General features: G+C 44.3%; 14 protein-coding genes. 10 read left to right on the top strand and 4 right to left on the bottom strand.

Translation table 11 applies throughout. The features are described from left to right. Positions 1–19: 19 nt before the first annotated feature. A complete protein-coding gene (locus tag E0Z06_RS10785; RefSeq protein WP_132584574.1) occupies positions 20–766 on the bottom strand; it encodes an outer membrane protein assembly factor BamD in 747 nt (248 codons plus the stop codon). Positions 767–889: 123 nt separating this feature from the next. Here E0Z06_RS10785 and rluD point away from each other — a divergent pair, with 123 nt between their 5' ends. The 4 genes from rluD (at position 890) to pssA (ending at position 6305) form a co-directional block, all read left to right on the top strand. Continuing rightward, the gene (gene rluD / locus E0Z06_RS10780) at positions 890–1864 is read left to right on the top strand and encodes a 23S rRNA pseudouridine(1911/1915/1917) synthase RluD (protein ID WP_132584572.1); all 975 of its coding nucleotides are present in this window, start codon (positions 890–892) and stop codon (positions 1862–1864) included. A gap of 6 nt (positions 1865–1870) precedes the next feature. After that, positions 1871–2611, top strand: coding sequence for a peptidoglycan editing factor PgeF (gene pgeF / locus E0Z06_RS10775; protein WP_132584570.1), 741 nt, complete (start codon positions 1871–1873; stop codon positions 2609–2611). A 93-nt stretch (positions 2612–2704) separates the two neighbouring features. Next, positions 2705–5293 carry an ATP-dependent chaperone ClpB gene (gene clpB / locus E0Z06_RS10770; RefSeq protein ID WP_132584568.1) on the top strand — a complete coding sequence of 863 codons (2589 nt, stop codon included), beginning with the start codon at positions 2705–2707 and terminating at the stop codon, positions 5291–5293. A 133-nt stretch (positions 5294–5426) separates the two neighbouring features. Beyond that, positions 5427–6305 (top strand): CDP-diacylglycerol--serine O-phosphatidyltransferase, encoded by an 879-nt coding sequence (gene pssA, locus E0Z06_RS10765; protein WP_132584566.1) that lies wholly within the window; start codon positions 5427–5429, stop codon positions 6303–6305. A 91-nt stretch (positions 6306–6396) separates the two neighbouring features. Here pssA and E0Z06_RS10760 read toward each other — a convergent pair whose 3' ends face one another. After that, a complete protein-coding gene (locus tag E0Z06_RS10760; RefSeq protein ID WP_132584564.1) occupies positions 6397–7941 on the bottom strand; it encodes a PAS domain-containing methyl-accepting chemotaxis protein in 1545 nt (514 codons plus the stop codon). Between the two features lie 220 nt (positions 7942–8161). Between E0Z06_RS10760 and gshA the strand changes: the two genes are divergently transcribed. Beyond that, the gene (gshA, locus tag E0Z06_RS10755) at positions 8162–9766 is read left to right on the top strand and encodes a glutamate--cysteine ligase (RefSeq protein WP_132584562.1); all 1605 of its coding nucleotides are present in this window, start codon (positions 8162–8164) and stop codon (positions 9764–9766) included. 75 nt (positions 9767–9841) lie between these two features. Continuing rightward, complete coding sequence (locus E0Z06_RS10750) at positions 9842–10474, top strand: hypothetical protein (RefSeq protein ID WP_132584560.1); 633 nt, start codon at positions 9842–9844, stop codon at positions 10472–10474. A 40-nt stretch (positions 10475–10514) separates the two neighbouring features. Here E0Z06_RS10750 and E0Z06_RS10745 read toward each other — a convergent pair whose 3' ends face one another. Next, positions 10515–11783, bottom strand: coding sequence for an HlyC/CorC family transporter (locus E0Z06_RS10745; protein ID WP_132584558.1), 1269 nt, complete (start codon positions 11781–11783; stop codon positions 10515–10517). A 65-nt stretch (positions 11784–11848) separates the two neighbouring features. Next, entirely contained in the window at positions 11849–12655 is an 807-nt protein-coding gene (gene ccsA, locus E0Z06_RS10740) for a cytochrome c biogenesis protein CcsA (RefSeq protein ID WP_132584556.1), read from the bottom strand. A gap of 149 nt (positions 12656–12804) precedes the next feature. Between ccsA and ffh the strand changes: the two genes are divergently transcribed. The 4 genes from ffh (at position 12805) to trmD (ending at position 15959) form a co-directional block, all read left to right on the top strand. Then, complete coding sequence (ffh, locus tag E0Z06_RS10735) at positions 12805–14172, top strand: signal recognition particle protein (protein WP_132584554.1); 1368 nt, start codon at positions 12805–12807, stop codon at positions 14170–14172. 190 nt (positions 14173–14362) lie between these two features. After that, entirely contained in the window at positions 14363–14614 is a 252-nt protein-coding gene (gene rpsP, locus E0Z06_RS10730; protein WP_132584552.1) for a 30S ribosomal protein S16, read from the top strand. 29 nt (positions 14615–14643) lie between these two features. After that, the gene (gene rimM / locus E0Z06_RS10725; protein WP_207903077.1) at positions 14644–15171 is read left to right on the top strand and encodes a ribosome maturation factor RimM; all 528 of its coding nucleotides are present in this window, start codon (positions 14644–14646) and stop codon (positions 15169–15171) included. 17 nt (positions 15172–15188) lie between these two features. After that, a complete protein-coding gene (gene trmD / locus E0Z06_RS10720) occupies positions 15189–15959 on the top strand; it encodes a tRNA (guanosine(37)-N1)-methyltransferase TrmD (RefSeq protein WP_207903204.1) in 771 nt (256 codons plus the stop codon). Positions 15960–15980: the final 21 nt, after the last annotated feature.

Below are 15980 nucleotides of genomic sequence, written 5' to 3'. Positions count from 1 at the left end.
CGGTTCTTTAATATCGGTATTAAAACTTACTGTTTCGCGGGAAATTAAGCTTTAACACTTGATAAGTATCGTCTTTTAGTTTCGCTAAACCCAGCTTATCGTAGCTTTCAACCATAATTTCTAACGCTTGCTCTACCATTGGTGAGTCGCGATAAAATTCGACAATATACTTACCGCGATTTGCTGCGGCTAAATAAGCACCGCGACGCATATAGTAGTCAGCAATAATTAATTCATGGCGTGCTAGAGTATCTTTAATACTTAACATGCGTTTTTTTGCTTCTGGCGCATATTTACTTTGCGGAAAGCTGGTTAGCATCGTTTTAAAATCATCAAATGCTTGGCGGGTGCTGGCAAGGTCTCTATCTGCACGGTCAATACCTACGATATTGTGCAGCGCATTTTCATCCGCCTGCAGGTTACTTAAACCGCGCATGTAATATACATAATCTAACTCAGGGTGATTCGGGTTAAGCCGAATAAAACGGTCGATACCGGCCAGAGCTTTTGGTGTATTACCCACTTTGTAATGGGCGTAAATTAAATCGAGTTGCACTTGGCGCGCTAATGGGCCAAATGGATAACGACTTTCTACCGTCGTTAGCAAGTCAATGGCGCGGTTATATAACCCATTATCCAACACCTCTTTGGCTTGCTGGTACATGGTTTGCGCTGTTTGAATAGCATTTGGGTCGTCTTTTGGTTTACCAGCACAGGCAGTTAATGTCATTGCTAGCAGAAAAATCACTAAAAAATTCACTTTCATTTAAAAATCCGTTACTACTTGAGCTAAATGGCTGTCTAGTCTGACGTAAAATCGCTAAAATACACCTTATTGCGATTTTACCCCAGACCTGCCGGGGTTGCACACAGGATAACTGCTTCCGTTATGACAAAACAGCTAAAACTTTCAGAAATTGTACCAGACCATCTTTTTGGTAAACGCTTAGATCAGGTTCTGGCCGAAATGTTCCCCGATTATTCGCGTTCACGAATAAAAGAGTGGATTTTAGCCGATGCTGTGCAGGTTGATGGCGTATTGCATAATAAACCACGGGAAAAAGTGCTTGGCGGTGAGCAAATTGACATTCTGGCAGAGATCCCTGACGAAGTGCGCTTTGAAGCAGAACCTATTGAGCTAAATATTGTGTTTGAAGATGAACACATCATGGTGATTAATAAACCGGCGGGTTTGGTCGTGCATCCTGGAGCGGGTAACGCCGATGGCACCTTGTTAAACGCGCTATTACACCATTGCCCTAGTATTGCCGAAGTGCCTCGTGCGGGTATTGTGCATCGCTTAGATAAAGATACCACCGGTTTAATGGTTATTGCGAAAACGATACCAGCACAAACCCATTTGGTCGAAGCTATGCAGGCGCGCGAAATAACGCGTGAATACGAAGCGGTTTGTCATGGCAGCATGACCGGAGGCGGCACAATAGATGAGCCTATAGGCCGTCATGCCACTAAGCGTACACATATGGCGGTTACTCAGTCGGGTAAACCAGCCACCACGCATTTTCGTGTCATGGAAAAATACCGCGCCCATACGCGTTTACGTTTACGTTTAGAAACTGGTCGTACTCACCAAATTCGTGTGCATATGACGTTTGCTAATCACCCGCTAGTTGGCGACCCGGTGTATGCTGGCCGGCCAAGACCACCGCGCAAAGCGGATGAACATTTGCTAACGGTATTGCGTGGCTTTAAACGTCAAGCGCTACACGCGGTAATGTTGCGTTTAGCCCACCCGATAACCTTAGAAATTTTAGAGTGGCATGCACCGTTACCTGATGACATGGTGCAGTTAAATGCGGCGCTTAGAGCTGATACGGTTGAGCATGGCTTAGATTACGTTTAATCGAAAATGTCAGCTAATACGTTATTACTTAAACCCAACTGGCCAGCACCGAAAAATGTGCATGCGGTTTGCAGCACACGCCAAGGCGGTTGCTCCGAGGGCGTTTATGCCAGCCTTAACCTAGGCGAGCATGTGGCTGATAACGCCGAGCATGTGCTGGAAAACCGCTTGCGTTACCAGCAATTAGCACAAATGCCATCAGCACCGGTGTGGTTAAATCAGGTGCATGGCACTGAAGTAGTAGAGTTGTTGGCGCAGAATAATTCTATTATTACCGCCGATGCTAGCATAACTAGTGCTAAAGGCGTGGTTAGCACAGTAATGACCGCCGATTGCTTACCTATATTGCTCTGTGACAGCACAGGTAGCCGTGTTGCGGCAGTGCACGCCGGCTGGCGCGGTTTGTGTAATGGCATTATTGAAAACACCTTGGCGCATTTTGCCCAACCAGCCGAAGTTATGGTGTATTTGGGGCCGGCAATTGGACCTACTGCTTTTGAAATTGGCGTTGAAGTACGCGCTGCTTTTATTGCCCAAGCTACAGAGGCAGAGTTAGCGTTTCAACCGGCTGCTAATGGTAAATGGTTAGCTAATTTGTATCTGTTAGCGCGCCAGCGTTTGTTACAACGCGGTGTTCGGCAAATATATGGTGGTTATTACTGCACTCATCAACAAAACTCACTGTTTTTTTCTTACCGTCGTGACGGACAAACCGGCCGTATGGCCAGTTCGATTTGGTTAGACTGATCCAAGTCAAATTTTTGACGTTTAGCTGCTTGAATTTCCGCCAGCAACACCCAATCTTATAACACATCAGAACTGTGGTTATAGGAGGCGTAAATGCGTCTAGAAAAATTCACCAGTAAGTTTCAAGAAGCGATAGCCGATGCGCAATCGCTAGCGTTGGGTCGTGATCAGCAATTTATTGAGCCCGTACATTTAATGTTTGCCTTACTTAACCAAGAAGGCGGCACGGTGCGCGAATTGCTTAATCGCTTAGCCATTAACTTTAATGAATTACGCTCTAAGGTTAGCCAAGCTATTGACCGCTTACCACGGGTTGAAGGTGAGGGCGCTAATTTACAGCTATCGTCAGCTACCGCACAGCTATTACAACAGTGCGACAAGTTGGCGCAAAAGCGTAAAGATCAATTTATTTCCAGTGAATTATTTGTCTTGGCAGCAACGGACGATAAATCGGATTTAGGCAAAATTTTACGTTTAATTGGCGTAAGCAAAGAAAGCGTAGAGCAAGCGGTTGAGCAAATGCGTGGTGGACAAAAGGTTGACGATGCCAATGCAGAAGATACGCGTCAAGCGCTAACCAAGTACACTATCGATTTAACGGCAAGGGCAGAAGCAGGAAAATTAGACCCTGTTATTGGTCGTGACGAAGAAATTCGTCGCTGTATTCAAGTGTTGCAGCGGCGCACCAAAAATAACCCGGTGCTAATTGGCGCGCCAGGTGTGGGTAAAACCGCCATAGTCGAAGGGCTGGCACAGCGTATTATTAACAATGAAGTTCCCGAGGGCTTAAAAGGCAAGCGGGTATTATCGCTAGATATGGGATCTCTGCTAGCCGGCGCTAAATATCGTGGCGAGTTTGAAGAACGTTTAAAAGCGGTACTCAATGAACTGGCCAAAGAAGAAGGCCAAGTTATTTTATTTATTGATGAAATTCATACCATGGTCGGCGCTGGTAAAGCCGAAGGAGCTATGGATGCTGGCAACATGTTAAAACCCGCATTAGCGCGCGGTGAATTGCATTGCCTTGGCGCCACTACGCTTGATGAATACCGTAAATACATTGAAAAGGATGCCGCTTTAGAGCGTCGTTTTCAAAAGGTATTGGTAGAAGAACCTACCGTTGAAGACACTATCGCTATATTGCGCGGTTTAAAAGAGCGCTATGAGTTACACCATGCAGTAGAAATTACTGATACAGCAATTGTTGCTGCAGCAACCTTATCGCATCGTTATATTTCAGACCGGCAATTACCTGATAAGGCTATCGATCTGATAGACGAAGCGGCGTCGAGTATTCGTATGCAAATGGATTCTAAGCCTGAAGAGCTTGACCGTTTAGAGCGACGTATTATTCAGTTAAAGCTAGAAGATAACGCGCTGGCTAAAGAAACCGATGAAGCCACGAAAAAACGGCGTGAGATAATTCAGGAGCAAATTAGCGAGCTAGAAGTTAAATACAACGAGCTAGATGAAATTTGGGTATCAGAGAAAGCTGCCTTACAAGGTACGCAGCATATAAAAGCTGAGTTAGAGCAGGCTCGGTTAGATTTAGAAGTTTCACGCCGCGCCAGTGATTTACAACGTATGTCAGAGCTGCAATATGGTCGTATACCTGAGCTAGAAAAAAAGCTCGATTTAGCGTCACAAGCCGAAATGCATGAAAACCCGTTATTGCGTAATAAAGTAACCGAGCAAGAAATAGCCGACGTGTTGTCTAAAGCTACCGGTATTCCAGTAAGTAAGATGCTAGAGGGCGAACGCGATAAATTATTGCGGATGGAGCAGGTATTACACGAAAAAGTAATAGGCCAAGATGAAGCGGTAACAGCGGTGGCTCATGCTATACGGCGCTCACGTGCGGGTTTGTCTGACCCGAATAGACCTATAGGTTCGTTCCTATTTTTAGGGCCAACCGGGGTGGGTAAAACCGAATTAAGCAAAACACTTGCTGCTTTTTTGTTTGATAACCCCGATGCCATGGTGCGTATCGACATGTCGGAGTTTATGGAAAAGCATGCGGTATCACGCTTAGTGGGTGCACCACCAGGCTACGTGGGCTATGAAGAGGGTGGCTATTTAACTGAAGCTGTTAGGCGTAAGCCCTATTCAGTTATCCTGCTAGATGAAGTAGAAAAAGCGCATCCAGATGTGTTTAATATTTTACTACAGGTACTGGACGATGGCCGCTTAACTGATGGTCAAGGCCGTACGGTAGATTTTAAAAATACCGTAATTATTATGACGTCAAACTTGGGTTCTGATTTAATTCAAGAGCACTATCTTGAATATAGCCATAATCAAATGAAAGACATGTTAATGGAGGTATTGTCTAAACAGTTCAGGCCAGAGTTTTTAAACCGTTTAGACGAAACCGTGGTATTTCATCCGCTGGATAGTAAGCAAATACACAGTATTGCGAAAATTCAGCTGGCGCGATTAGAGCAACGTTTGGCAGAGCGTCAGTATCACTTCAGTATTACTGATGCAGCGCTAGATAAATTGGCGGAAATAGGTTTTGACCCTTTATATGGTGCACGGCCATTAAAACGGGCAATTCAGCAACATTTAGAAAACCCGTTAGCTCAGGCATTATTGCAAGGCGATGTGCCTCCAGGCAGCACAGTAGTACTAGATCATAACGGTGAAAAGTTTGTTGTGAGTAATAAACCCCAAGCTACTTAAACCAAGCACTGCAGAAGTTAAGTAACCATAGAATAAAAAGTGACCGCAATGCGGTCACTTTTGCCATTAGGCTATTCATGTTAAGGTATGTCACTTATAATCCACTGTAATTACACAACGCAGAAGTTGCTTTATGAACGAGTCAAAAATGAACGATACCGCCCCACGTAAGGGTATTTTCTTATTACCTAACCTGCTAACAACAGGTGGTTTATTTTCTGGTTTTTATGCCATTGTGGCATCAATGCAAGGTCGTCTTGCGGGTGCTGACGCAGTATTGGCAAATGAGTACTTTATCAATGCGGCGATTGCGGTTTTTATTGCCATGATATTTGATGGCCTAGACGGTCGCGTGGCACGGCTTACCAATACCCAAAGTGAGTTTGGTGCACAGTACGATAGTATGTCTGACATGTTGTCATTCGGTGTCGCGCCAGCGCTAATTGCTTATAATTGGGGTTTATCAAGCTTAGGTAAATTTGGTTGGCTAGCCGCCTTCGTGTTTGTGGCTTGTGCTGCACTGCGTTTAGCTCGCTTTAATGCAAATTTAGGTGTTACCGATGGGCGTTTCTTTCAAGGTTTGGCTAGTCCAGCAGCTGCGGCTTTAGTTGCAGGCATGGTTTGGACTGGCAGTAGCTATGATTTTAATGGTCATCAATATGGATATATTGTCGGCATTATTACCATTGTGTCTGGTTTGCTGATGGTAAGTAACTTCCGTTATAATTCATTTAAAGATATTAATTGGCGCGATAGAGTCTCATTTTTAGCCATCTTATTGGTTGTGCTAACTTTCGTTGTTATCGCGTATCGTCCAGCTGAAATGTTATTTGGTATTTTCTTAATTTACGCGTGCTCGGGGCCAATTACCACGATACGCAGTGTACGAAAACTAAAGTTAGAGCATATCGTTGGTGATTCAGATGATGCAGATTTTGTTGATGATGTAACTGATAACGAAACCGACGCTGAAAACAATACTGCAGAGAAAAATACCGATAAGCCAGAGTAGTATGCCTTGCTTGCAAAGCAGTATTGACAACGCTTAATCGAGATACAAATATAAAAAAGCCGGGGCATTGGTATGTACCCCGGCTTTTTTTTTAGCTAAAACTCTTATTTAAATCAGCAATGGCACCAGCTTGTTGTTGTAACGCATGGCTGTTATCAGCAACTACCTGAATATTACTTAGGTTACTTTGCGCAATCTGCTGTATTTGTTCAACGCTTTGTTGCACATCTTGCGCTACCGCACCTTGCTGTGTAGCTGCTGTAGTAATTTGTGACGATAACTGGGCAATATGATCAATCATGCGAGAAATATCAGCTAGCTGCTGTTGGCTATGCTCAGTTTCTTCAACGCAAATCTCAACTCTTTGCCGGCTGTTCAGCATCACTTTGCCCCAACTTAATAAGGTTTGTTGAATTTCACCAATTGATTGCTTAATTTGTTCAGTTGCGTTGTGCGTGCGCGATGACAATGCTCTTACTTCATCCGCCACTACAGCAAAACCGCGGCCATGTTCACCGGCACGCGCGGCTTCAATGGCCGCATTTAATGCAAGTAAGTTAGTTTGATCAGCTATACCTTGAATTTCGCTCATTACCGCACCAATACGCTCGGCTTCTACTGCTAAGCTATCTGCCGTTGCCGCAGCGCCTTGTACCTCAGTGGCGAGCTGCTTCACCGTATTCGCCGTTTGCTGCATGCTGATTCTGGCATTCTGGCAAATTTGATGGGTATTATTAACTTGTTGATGCGTATCTTGAGTACGGCCAGCAATTTCTTGCACTGTGCCATATAGCTCAGAGGTTGCTGCGACAATACGCTTTAATCTGTCGTGCTGCTGATTAATGCCTTGTTCGGTTAGGTGCACGGCTTCGGCTTGCGTTTCGGCAATGGTTCTTAGTGCGGTTGTGCTATCCAGGGTGCGGCCTAAAATGGTATGTAACCTTGCTTGCGCCATTTGTTGTTGAAAATCGACAATACCGTACGGGCCAAAACCCGAGTAAATCCAGCGCGACACGCTATCAAACTGTAATTTAGTTTGCTGTAATTTATTAGGAATTATAAACAGTTCGTCAAAGCAGCATAGAGCCCAAACCATGGGCAATAATAATGCAAGTAAAAAATGGCTGCCAAAAAGTGCACTGCCGCCAGCGGCTAATAGTAGGCTAGCTGTAAGCGCTAGTATGCGCTTACGCATAAACTGGCTGCGCCAATCAGAGGGAATTTTACCTGCAGCTATTTGTGGGTAACTCTTATCGGCACGGACAATTAACTTGGCGTCGGCTTTTATCCGTACCGACTGATAACCTATAAGCTTATGTTGTTGGTAAATAGGTGTAACAAAGGCATCAACCCAATAATAGCGGCCATCTTTACAACGGTTCTTTACTAAACCCCGCCACGATTGACCTTGCTTAAGCTTTTGCCATAAATCGGCAAAGGCTGCAGCTGGCATATCGGGATGGCGAACAATATTATGGTTTTTACCTACTAACTCTTCAGCGCTAAAGCCAGATACTGCACAAAATGCGGGGTTGGCATAAGTAATTACACCGCGCAAGTCAGTGGTTGAAACCAATTCCTGTTCTTTACCGTATACAACTTCTTCATTTATTATGTGTTTATTACGACGATTCATATTATTGACTTAGAAATTTGGATTACTACCTAATAGGTAGATTGTAAATCAGTAAAGGTGCAATTGCAGCTTGAAATCCGGCGGTTTTACTACACAGCTCGTTAGTCGGGGTAATAATTGATTGTTCAACCGTAAATAGCAGGCTAAAGTAAATCTCGGTCTTGAGTTTTTGCGTAACGCCCCCAATTTTAACTCACTCGAGCACCAATAAGGAATTATCTTGGACCCAATTTTACAACAACGTCTGGCAAAGCTGAATTCAGCAACTGATAAAAAAGCAATTGTGGGTATTCGGCGCGGTATTGAACGAGAGACGTTGCGAGTAAAACCAGATGGTAAGTTAGCCTTAACGCCGCATGCCATCGCATTAGGATCAGCGTTAACTCATCCTTTGCTCACAACCGACTTTTCTGAGTCATTACTGGAATTTATTACCCCGGCGACAGACAGCATTGATACTACGCTGGCGCAGTTGAGTGATATTCATCGGTTCACTATTAAAAATATTGGTGACGAGCAGTTCTGGGCTGGCAGTATGCCGTGTTTTATTAATGATCAAGCACAGATCCCGTTCGCCCAATATGGTAGCTCTAACGTTGGACAGATGAAAACACTATATCGTAAGGGGTTATCTAATCGTTACGGTAGCATGATGCAGGCGATTAGTGGTGTGCACTTTAACTTTTCGTTTTCGCAAAGTTTTTGGCAACAATACCAACAAGTGCTTGGGCAAGATGGCCAGCTGCAAGATTTTATCTCAGAGCAATATTTGGCACTTATTCGTAACTACAAGCGCTATGTTTGGTTAATTGTCTATCTGTTTGGTGCCTCACCGGCCATGTGTAAGTCGTTCTTAGAAGGACGAAAAAGCCGCTACAGCTTCGAGTCACTAGGCAAAGGTTCGTTGTATTTGCCTTATGCGACATCGTTACGAATGAGTGATTTAGGTTATACCAGCAGTGCGCAATCTGACTTGCATATTACCTATAATAGCTTAGATGAATACATTTCAGGTTTGCACGCTGCTATTAGCAAACCATCAGCCGATTATCAAAAGATTGGCGTTAAGGTTAACGGCGAGTACCAGCAATTAAATGCCAATATACTGCAAATTGAAAATGAATTTTACGCCACCATCCGGCCCAAACGCACTACCGAGTCTGGCGAGCGACCAACCTGCGCCTTAGCCAAGCGGGGCGTAGAATATATTGAAGTGCGCGCGCTAGACGTTAACCCGTTTAGCCCTGTCGGCATTACCGCAGAGCAAATGCGCTTTTTAGATATTTTCTTATTATACTGCTTGCTAAGAGATAGTCCTGAATTGACGGTGGCAGAGCAAATTGTTACTGAGCAAAATTTAAAAACCGTCGTTACCGAAGGTCGGCGCAATAACTTGAACATTATGCAGCAAGGCACACCGCGACTAATGCTGGACTGGGCCGAAGAGCTATTTGCCGATATGATGCCAATAGCGCAGTATTTAGACTCTGCTTATGGTGTTGATAGCTACAGTACAACGCTAAAACAGTTTTATATTTGTTTGCTAGATCCTGCGCAAACGTTGTCTGGCCAATTACTGCATAAGCTATTGACCACGCAGCAAGATAACGGCAGTTTTATTTTACAATTATCTGCTGAGTATAAGCAGCAGTTAGCCCAGCAACCGTATCAATATTATAACGAGCAGCAACTTGTTACGGTAGCGACAGAATCGTTGCTAAAGCAGCAGCATATTGAGCAGCTAGACGACGTTAATTTTGATCAGTATATTACGCAGTACTTTGCCGAAGTGCCGCAATGTGAAGATAAAAAAATGGCTACCTGATTAAAAGTAGCCATAAATGATATCTAGGGAGAATAAAACTTGGTTGCATCCGAGCACCTTGTTAGAATCACCCGAATGAATAAAGTTCAACGTGTTATTAAACCCCTGATTACAACCGCTATAGTAAGCTTATTACTTAGCGGTTGTGCTACTCCTCCGCCGAAAAACACTTCAAATCTATGTGAAATTTTTTCCGAACACCGCAGTTGGTATGATGCCGCCGCAAAAGTTCGCGATAAATGGGGCGTGCCTATTCATGTGCCAATGAGCATGATGTATCAAGAAAGTAGCTTTAAACACAATGCTCGGCCACCAATGCGCTGGTTTCTCGGTTTTATTCCTTACGGCCGTGCTAGCTCTGCTTATGGTTATTCACAGGCTAAAACCGTTACTTGGGATGAGTACGTTAAAGAAGCGAATCGTTTTTGGGCCAGCCGAGATAACTTTGATGATGCCATCGATTTTATGGGCTGGTATATCAGCAAAAGTCAGCGCCTAAACGGTGTATCAAAATGGGACGCTTATGCGCAGTACCTTAACTATCACGAAGGTTGGGGTGGCTATAAGCGCGGGACCTATAACAAGAAAGGTTGGTTAATACAGGTAGCAAAGAAAGTAGATAGCCGTGCAACCTTGTATGCAGGGCAGCTAAAGGGCTGTGAAGAAGACTTAAAACGTGGCTGGCTGTGGCGAATGTTCTTTGGTTAAAAGCGTAAAAAAACCGGCAAAGCCGGTTTTTTTAATCGTACTAATTCACTTTTAATAGTGGCAAGATACGTACGGTTTTAATCATATTATCTTGCACATCAATAACTTCCATTGGGTAACCTGATAGACGAATACTAAGGCTACCATGTGGGATTTCTTCTAGGTATTCCAGAATTAAACCATTTAAGGTTTTAGGGCCGTCGGTGGGTAACTCTAAACGCATTTCACGGTTAAGATCACGCAAGTTAATGCTGCCATCAATTAAGAAAGAGCCATCGGGTTGCTGTCTAATATCTTCGTGGCTATCTTCGGCAATGTCGGTCGTAAATTCACCTACCACTTCTTCTAATATGTCGGCAAGTGTTACTAAGCCTTGAATGTCGCCATATTCGTCTACTACTAAGCCGATACGTTCTTTAGTGCGCTGAAATTTAAGTAATTGAGTACTTAGTGGCGTACCATCCGGAATAAAGTAAATCTCGCTTACTGCACGCATCAAATTAGCTTTAGTTAATTGCTCTTTTATTAGCAAACGCATTAGTTCGCGCGGATGCACAAAGCCTAACGCGTCATCAATGCTATCGCGGTACAGCAAAATACGGCTATATTGTACATTTGCTAGCTGGCGCTCAATGTTTTTCCACTCATCGTTAATATCAATACCCACAATTTCATTGCGCGGTACCATGATATCTTCAACGGTTGCGTTTTCTAAATCGAGTACCCCAACCAACATACTTTGATGTTGTTCAGGGATCAGTGCGCCGGCTTCATGTACCACGGTACGTAATTCTTCAGCGCTTAAACTATTACCTTGATGCTTTTCTGAGCTGATACCCATAATCGCCAGCATACCGTTAGTAATAGCGTTAACTAACCATACCAGAGGATAAAATACTTTAAGCAATAACTTCAGCAAGGCAGAGCTTGGAAATGCAATCCGTTCAGGATGCAGCGCCGCTATCGTTTTTGGCATTACTTCTGCGAACACCAGCACGACCATCGTTAAGACAACGGTTGCTATAGCAATACCAAGGTCGCCATACAAGCGCATGCCAATGATAGTGGCGATAGCTGAAGCGGCGATATTAACCATATTGTTGCCGATAAGGATAAGGCCTATCAACCGGTCAGGTCGCTTTAGTAGCTCGCTAACTCTAGTGGCACCCTTATGATTCTCGTTTGTTAAATGTTTTAAACGATAAGGGTTTACAGACATCATGCCTGTTTCCGATCCGGAGAAATAGGCAGATATGAATAACAGCACGCCAAGAATGATAAATAGCGTACTTGTTGATATGTCGTCCAAAAGTTAAATACCTGTATTGCCAAACACCCGTACTAAATATTACGAAGTGTCGGTTGAGTCAAGGATTAAAGTGTATTTAGCAGCACTTCTCGTACAAAACGGCTACCAAAGTAACCCAGTGTGAGTAGAGACGCGCCAGTGATAGTTAAAATGTTTGCTGTTTTACCACGCCAACCTTTACGTGCATGGCCCCAACATAAAATGGCAAATACCACAAAACCAAGTAGGCTAAACACATTTTTATGCAGGTTTTCTTTGGCTAGCCAGTTATCCATAAATAGTGCGGATACGACTAATGCTAAACCCAATATTGCCGTGCCTGCCATTAGTAAGCGAAATTGCAGCACCTCTGCCTGCACTAAAGGCGGCATATAGCGGGTCATTGCGGCAAAGTTTTTTTGCTTTAGCTTATTGCTAATGTAGCTCACTTGAAATGAATACAGCATTGCCATCATTAAAATTGCGTAGGCAATAAAGGCCAGCATAATATGCACGAGCAGGCCGACATCTTGTTCGAAATGCTGCAGTTGTACTGAGTGAGGCAAAGTAAGCACCGCTAGCTGCACCAGTGCGGCAAAACCGTAGACTACCGGTAATAGTAAAATAGTAGGGGTGCGCATTGCCGTAAGCGTTACTGCGACAGTAATTAACCAACAAACTAATGAGCTAACATTTAATAGGCTGAAGTTTTGGCCTTGTGCGGTAAATAATATATTTGCCAGTACCAGCATATGGATAACTAAACCGACAACGGCAGCTGTAAAGGTAGTTTTAAAATGAGGCCCTTGCGGGTGGAAAATACGCAGCAGTACTGAGCCGGTGGCAACCAAGTAAGCAATTAAAGCCAGTGCAGTTAACAGCGCCGTGGACATCAGTGGTATTTCCTTTCATTTAAATGGTTTGATATTGTATTGCAACTTTCGTCATATGCCCAGCATCAGAAGCAACAGTTTCTTAACGGCTGCGCATAGCGTTTGTATTTGATATAATCAGACGCATTATTGCAGTTGAGTGTAAAACCATGTTTGAGAATCTTTCCGATCGTTTAAGTGCTACGTTAAAAAACATTACCGGCCGCGGACGTTTAACTGAAGACAATATTAAAGACACGCTACGCGAAGTGCGCATGGCGCTGCTTGAAGCTGACGTTGCCTTGCCAGTGGTGCGTGATTTTGTTGCTACAGTAAAAGAGCGTTCAGTCGGCCTTGAAGTAAGTAAAAGCCTGACGCCGGGGCAAGAGTTTTTAAAAATTGTCCGTAAAGCGCTTGAAGATGCCATGGGCGAAGCGAACGAAGAGCTAGCGTTAAATACTCAACCGCCAGCGGTAGTGATGATGGCTGGCTTACAAGGTGCCGGTAAAACCACATCGGTTGCTAAATTAGCGAAGTTTTTAACCGAGCGCAAAAAGAAAAAAGTGCTGGTCGTGTCGGCCGACGTTTATCGCCCTGCAGCGATTAAACAGTTAGAAACGCTGGCCAAAGATGTTGGTGTAGAGTTTTTCCCTAGTGATATTTCGCAAAAACCAGTTGATATCGTTAATGCAGCAATAGCTTTTGCTCGAACCCGTATTTTTGATGTGTTGCTAGTAGATACTGCTGGTCGCTTGCACATCGACGGCGAAATGATGGATGAAATTAAAGCCTTACACGCTGCGGTAAAGCCGATTGAAACGTTGTTTGTTGTAGACGCCATGACGGGGCAAGATGCGGCCAATACAGCTAAGGCGTTTAACGATGCTTTGCCACTTACCGGTGTTATTTTAACTAAAGCCGATGGTGACGCTCGAGGCGGTGCAGCGCTGTCTATTCGCCACATAACGGGCAAGCCCATTAAGTTTATTGGTACCGGTGAAAAAACCGATGCTCTTGAGCCGTTTCATCCAGATCGTATTGCATCGCGCATTTTAGGCATGGGCGACATGCTTAGCTTAATTGAAGAGCTAGAGCAAAAAGTAGATAAAGATAAAGCTGCGAAAATGGCGCAAAAAGTAATGAAAGGCAAAGGCTTTTCGTTAGAAGATTTTCGTGAGCAATTGGTACAAATGCGCGGCATGGGTGGCATGATGTCAATGTTAGACAAACTGCCCGGCATGAAAAACCTGCCAGCAGGTGCTATGAATCAAATGGGCGATAAGCAATTTGTAAAAATGGAAGCCATTATTAATTCTATGACGCAAAAAGAGCGCGAATTTCCCGATTTATTAAAAGGCTCACGTAAAAAACGTATTGCGGCAGGTTCCGGCACACAGGTGCAAGATATTAATCAGCTGCTAAAGCAATTTACCCAGATGCAAAAGATGATGAAGCAAATGTCGGGTAAAGGCGGCTTAATGAAAATGATGCGTGGTATGGGCGGCAAAATGCCACCGGGTATACTGCCGCCGCGTTAGGCTTCCTCTGCGTTTCAAGCCCTGCTTATATTAGGCAGGGGTTCTGTTATTCGTTATGTTGACAAACCCTGCCTGAAAAGCCCGAAATGCCTTGCAATTATGCGTCAAATCAGTAAAATGCTGCAGCCCTTCAGTCCGACTGGAGGTGTTGTTATTTTTTAAAACCTGAACGATAAAATTAGAGGGCCTTATGGTAACTATTCGTTTACAACGTGGTGGCGCAAAAAAGCGTCCATTTTACCAAGTTGTGGTAGCGGACAGCCGTTTTGCTCGTGACGGCCGCTTTATTGAGCGCGTGGGTTTCTTTAACCCAATCGCTGGCGGTACTGAAGAGAAACTGCGTCTGGACCTAGACCGCATTAATCACTGGGTAGCACAAGGTGCTTCACTGAGTGATCGCGTTACAACTTTAGTGAAAAACGCTACTAAAGCAGCTGCTTAATTAGCAAATGGTCGTGTGGGGTAGTCAGCTTGAGTGAGAAAGATTTAGTCGTTCTTGGCAAATTTGGTGCAGTTTACGGTATCAATGGCTGGCTGAAAGTTAACGCTTACACCGACTTCCCGGAAGGGATTTTTGATTACACACCTTGGCAAATAAAATTCCAAGGTAACTGGCAACCAGTGCAAGTGTCTAGCTGGAAGCGCCATAGTAATGGCCTGATAGCAAAACTGGACGGCGTTAATGATCGTGATGTGGCTCAGCGTTATGTAAATGCTGAAATTGCCATAACCAGCAACGCACTGCCTTCGTTAGAAGACGGTGATTATTACTGGAAAGACCTAATGGGCTTAGCCGTAATAAACGAAGCGGGTTATCACCTAGGTGAAGTTATCGATATAATGGAAACCGGTTCTAACGACGTATTAGTGGTTAAAGCCAACCGTACTGATGCATTTGGTCAGAAAGAAAGGTTGTTGCCGTTTTTAATGACTTCTGTCATTAAAAGTGTCGATTTAACCGAGCGTCGCATTATCGTAGACTGGGACCCAGCGTTTTAATGCCTGAGAACAACAAATTGTGGATTGGCGTTGTATCGTTATTTCCGCAGATGTTCGAAGCAATAACACAATATGGGGTCACTAGCCGAGCTGTGAAGCAGGGCATTATACAGTTGCAGTGTTGGAACCCGCGGGATTACGCCACGGACAAACATCGCACAGTAGATGACCGGCCTTATGGTGGTGGCCCAGGTATGCTGATGATGGTGCAGCCGTTAAGTGACGCGATACGCGCCGCGAAGCAAGCTGCAGGTGGAAAGGTACACACGGTATATTTGTCGCCGCAAGGCCGCAAACTAGACCAACAAGGTGTAGCTGAACTGGCGCAACATTCTAAGCTACTATTAGTAGCTGGCCGTTATGAAGGCATTGATGAACGCGTAATTGAAAGCGAAATTGACGAAGAATGGTCAATTGGTGATTACGTATTAAGTGGCGGTGAATTGCCGGCGATGGTACTGATTGATTCAGTTTCTCGCTTAGTACCTGGTGTACTTGGGCATGAACAGTCAGCTGAACAGGATTCTTTTGCATCCGGTTTGCTTGATTGTCCACACTACACAAGGCCTGAAGTGTTATCGAATAAACAGGTGCCATCAGTATTACTGAGTGGTAACCATGAAAATATACGACGCTGGCGTTTAAAGCAGTCTCTTGGGAGAACCTGGCTTAGACGACCGGATATGTTAAATCTCCTGGCTCTGACTGAGGAGCAACGACGGTTACTGGCTGAGTTTCAACAAGAACATCAGCAAGAGTGCCGGACGGGGCAGCAACAAGACAGTTAATTCCAGGTAAAGTGAGATTGT

The sequence above is a fragment of the Rheinheimera sp. D18 genome (assembly GCF_004345025.1).
Lineage (GTDB): Bacteria > Pseudomonadota > Gammaproteobacteria > Enterobacterales > Alteromonadaceae > Alishewanella > Alishewanella metallidurans.
The sequence above is the reverse complement of the archived record's forward strand: the minus strand, read 5'-3'. Positions and strand labels throughout refer to the sequence as shown.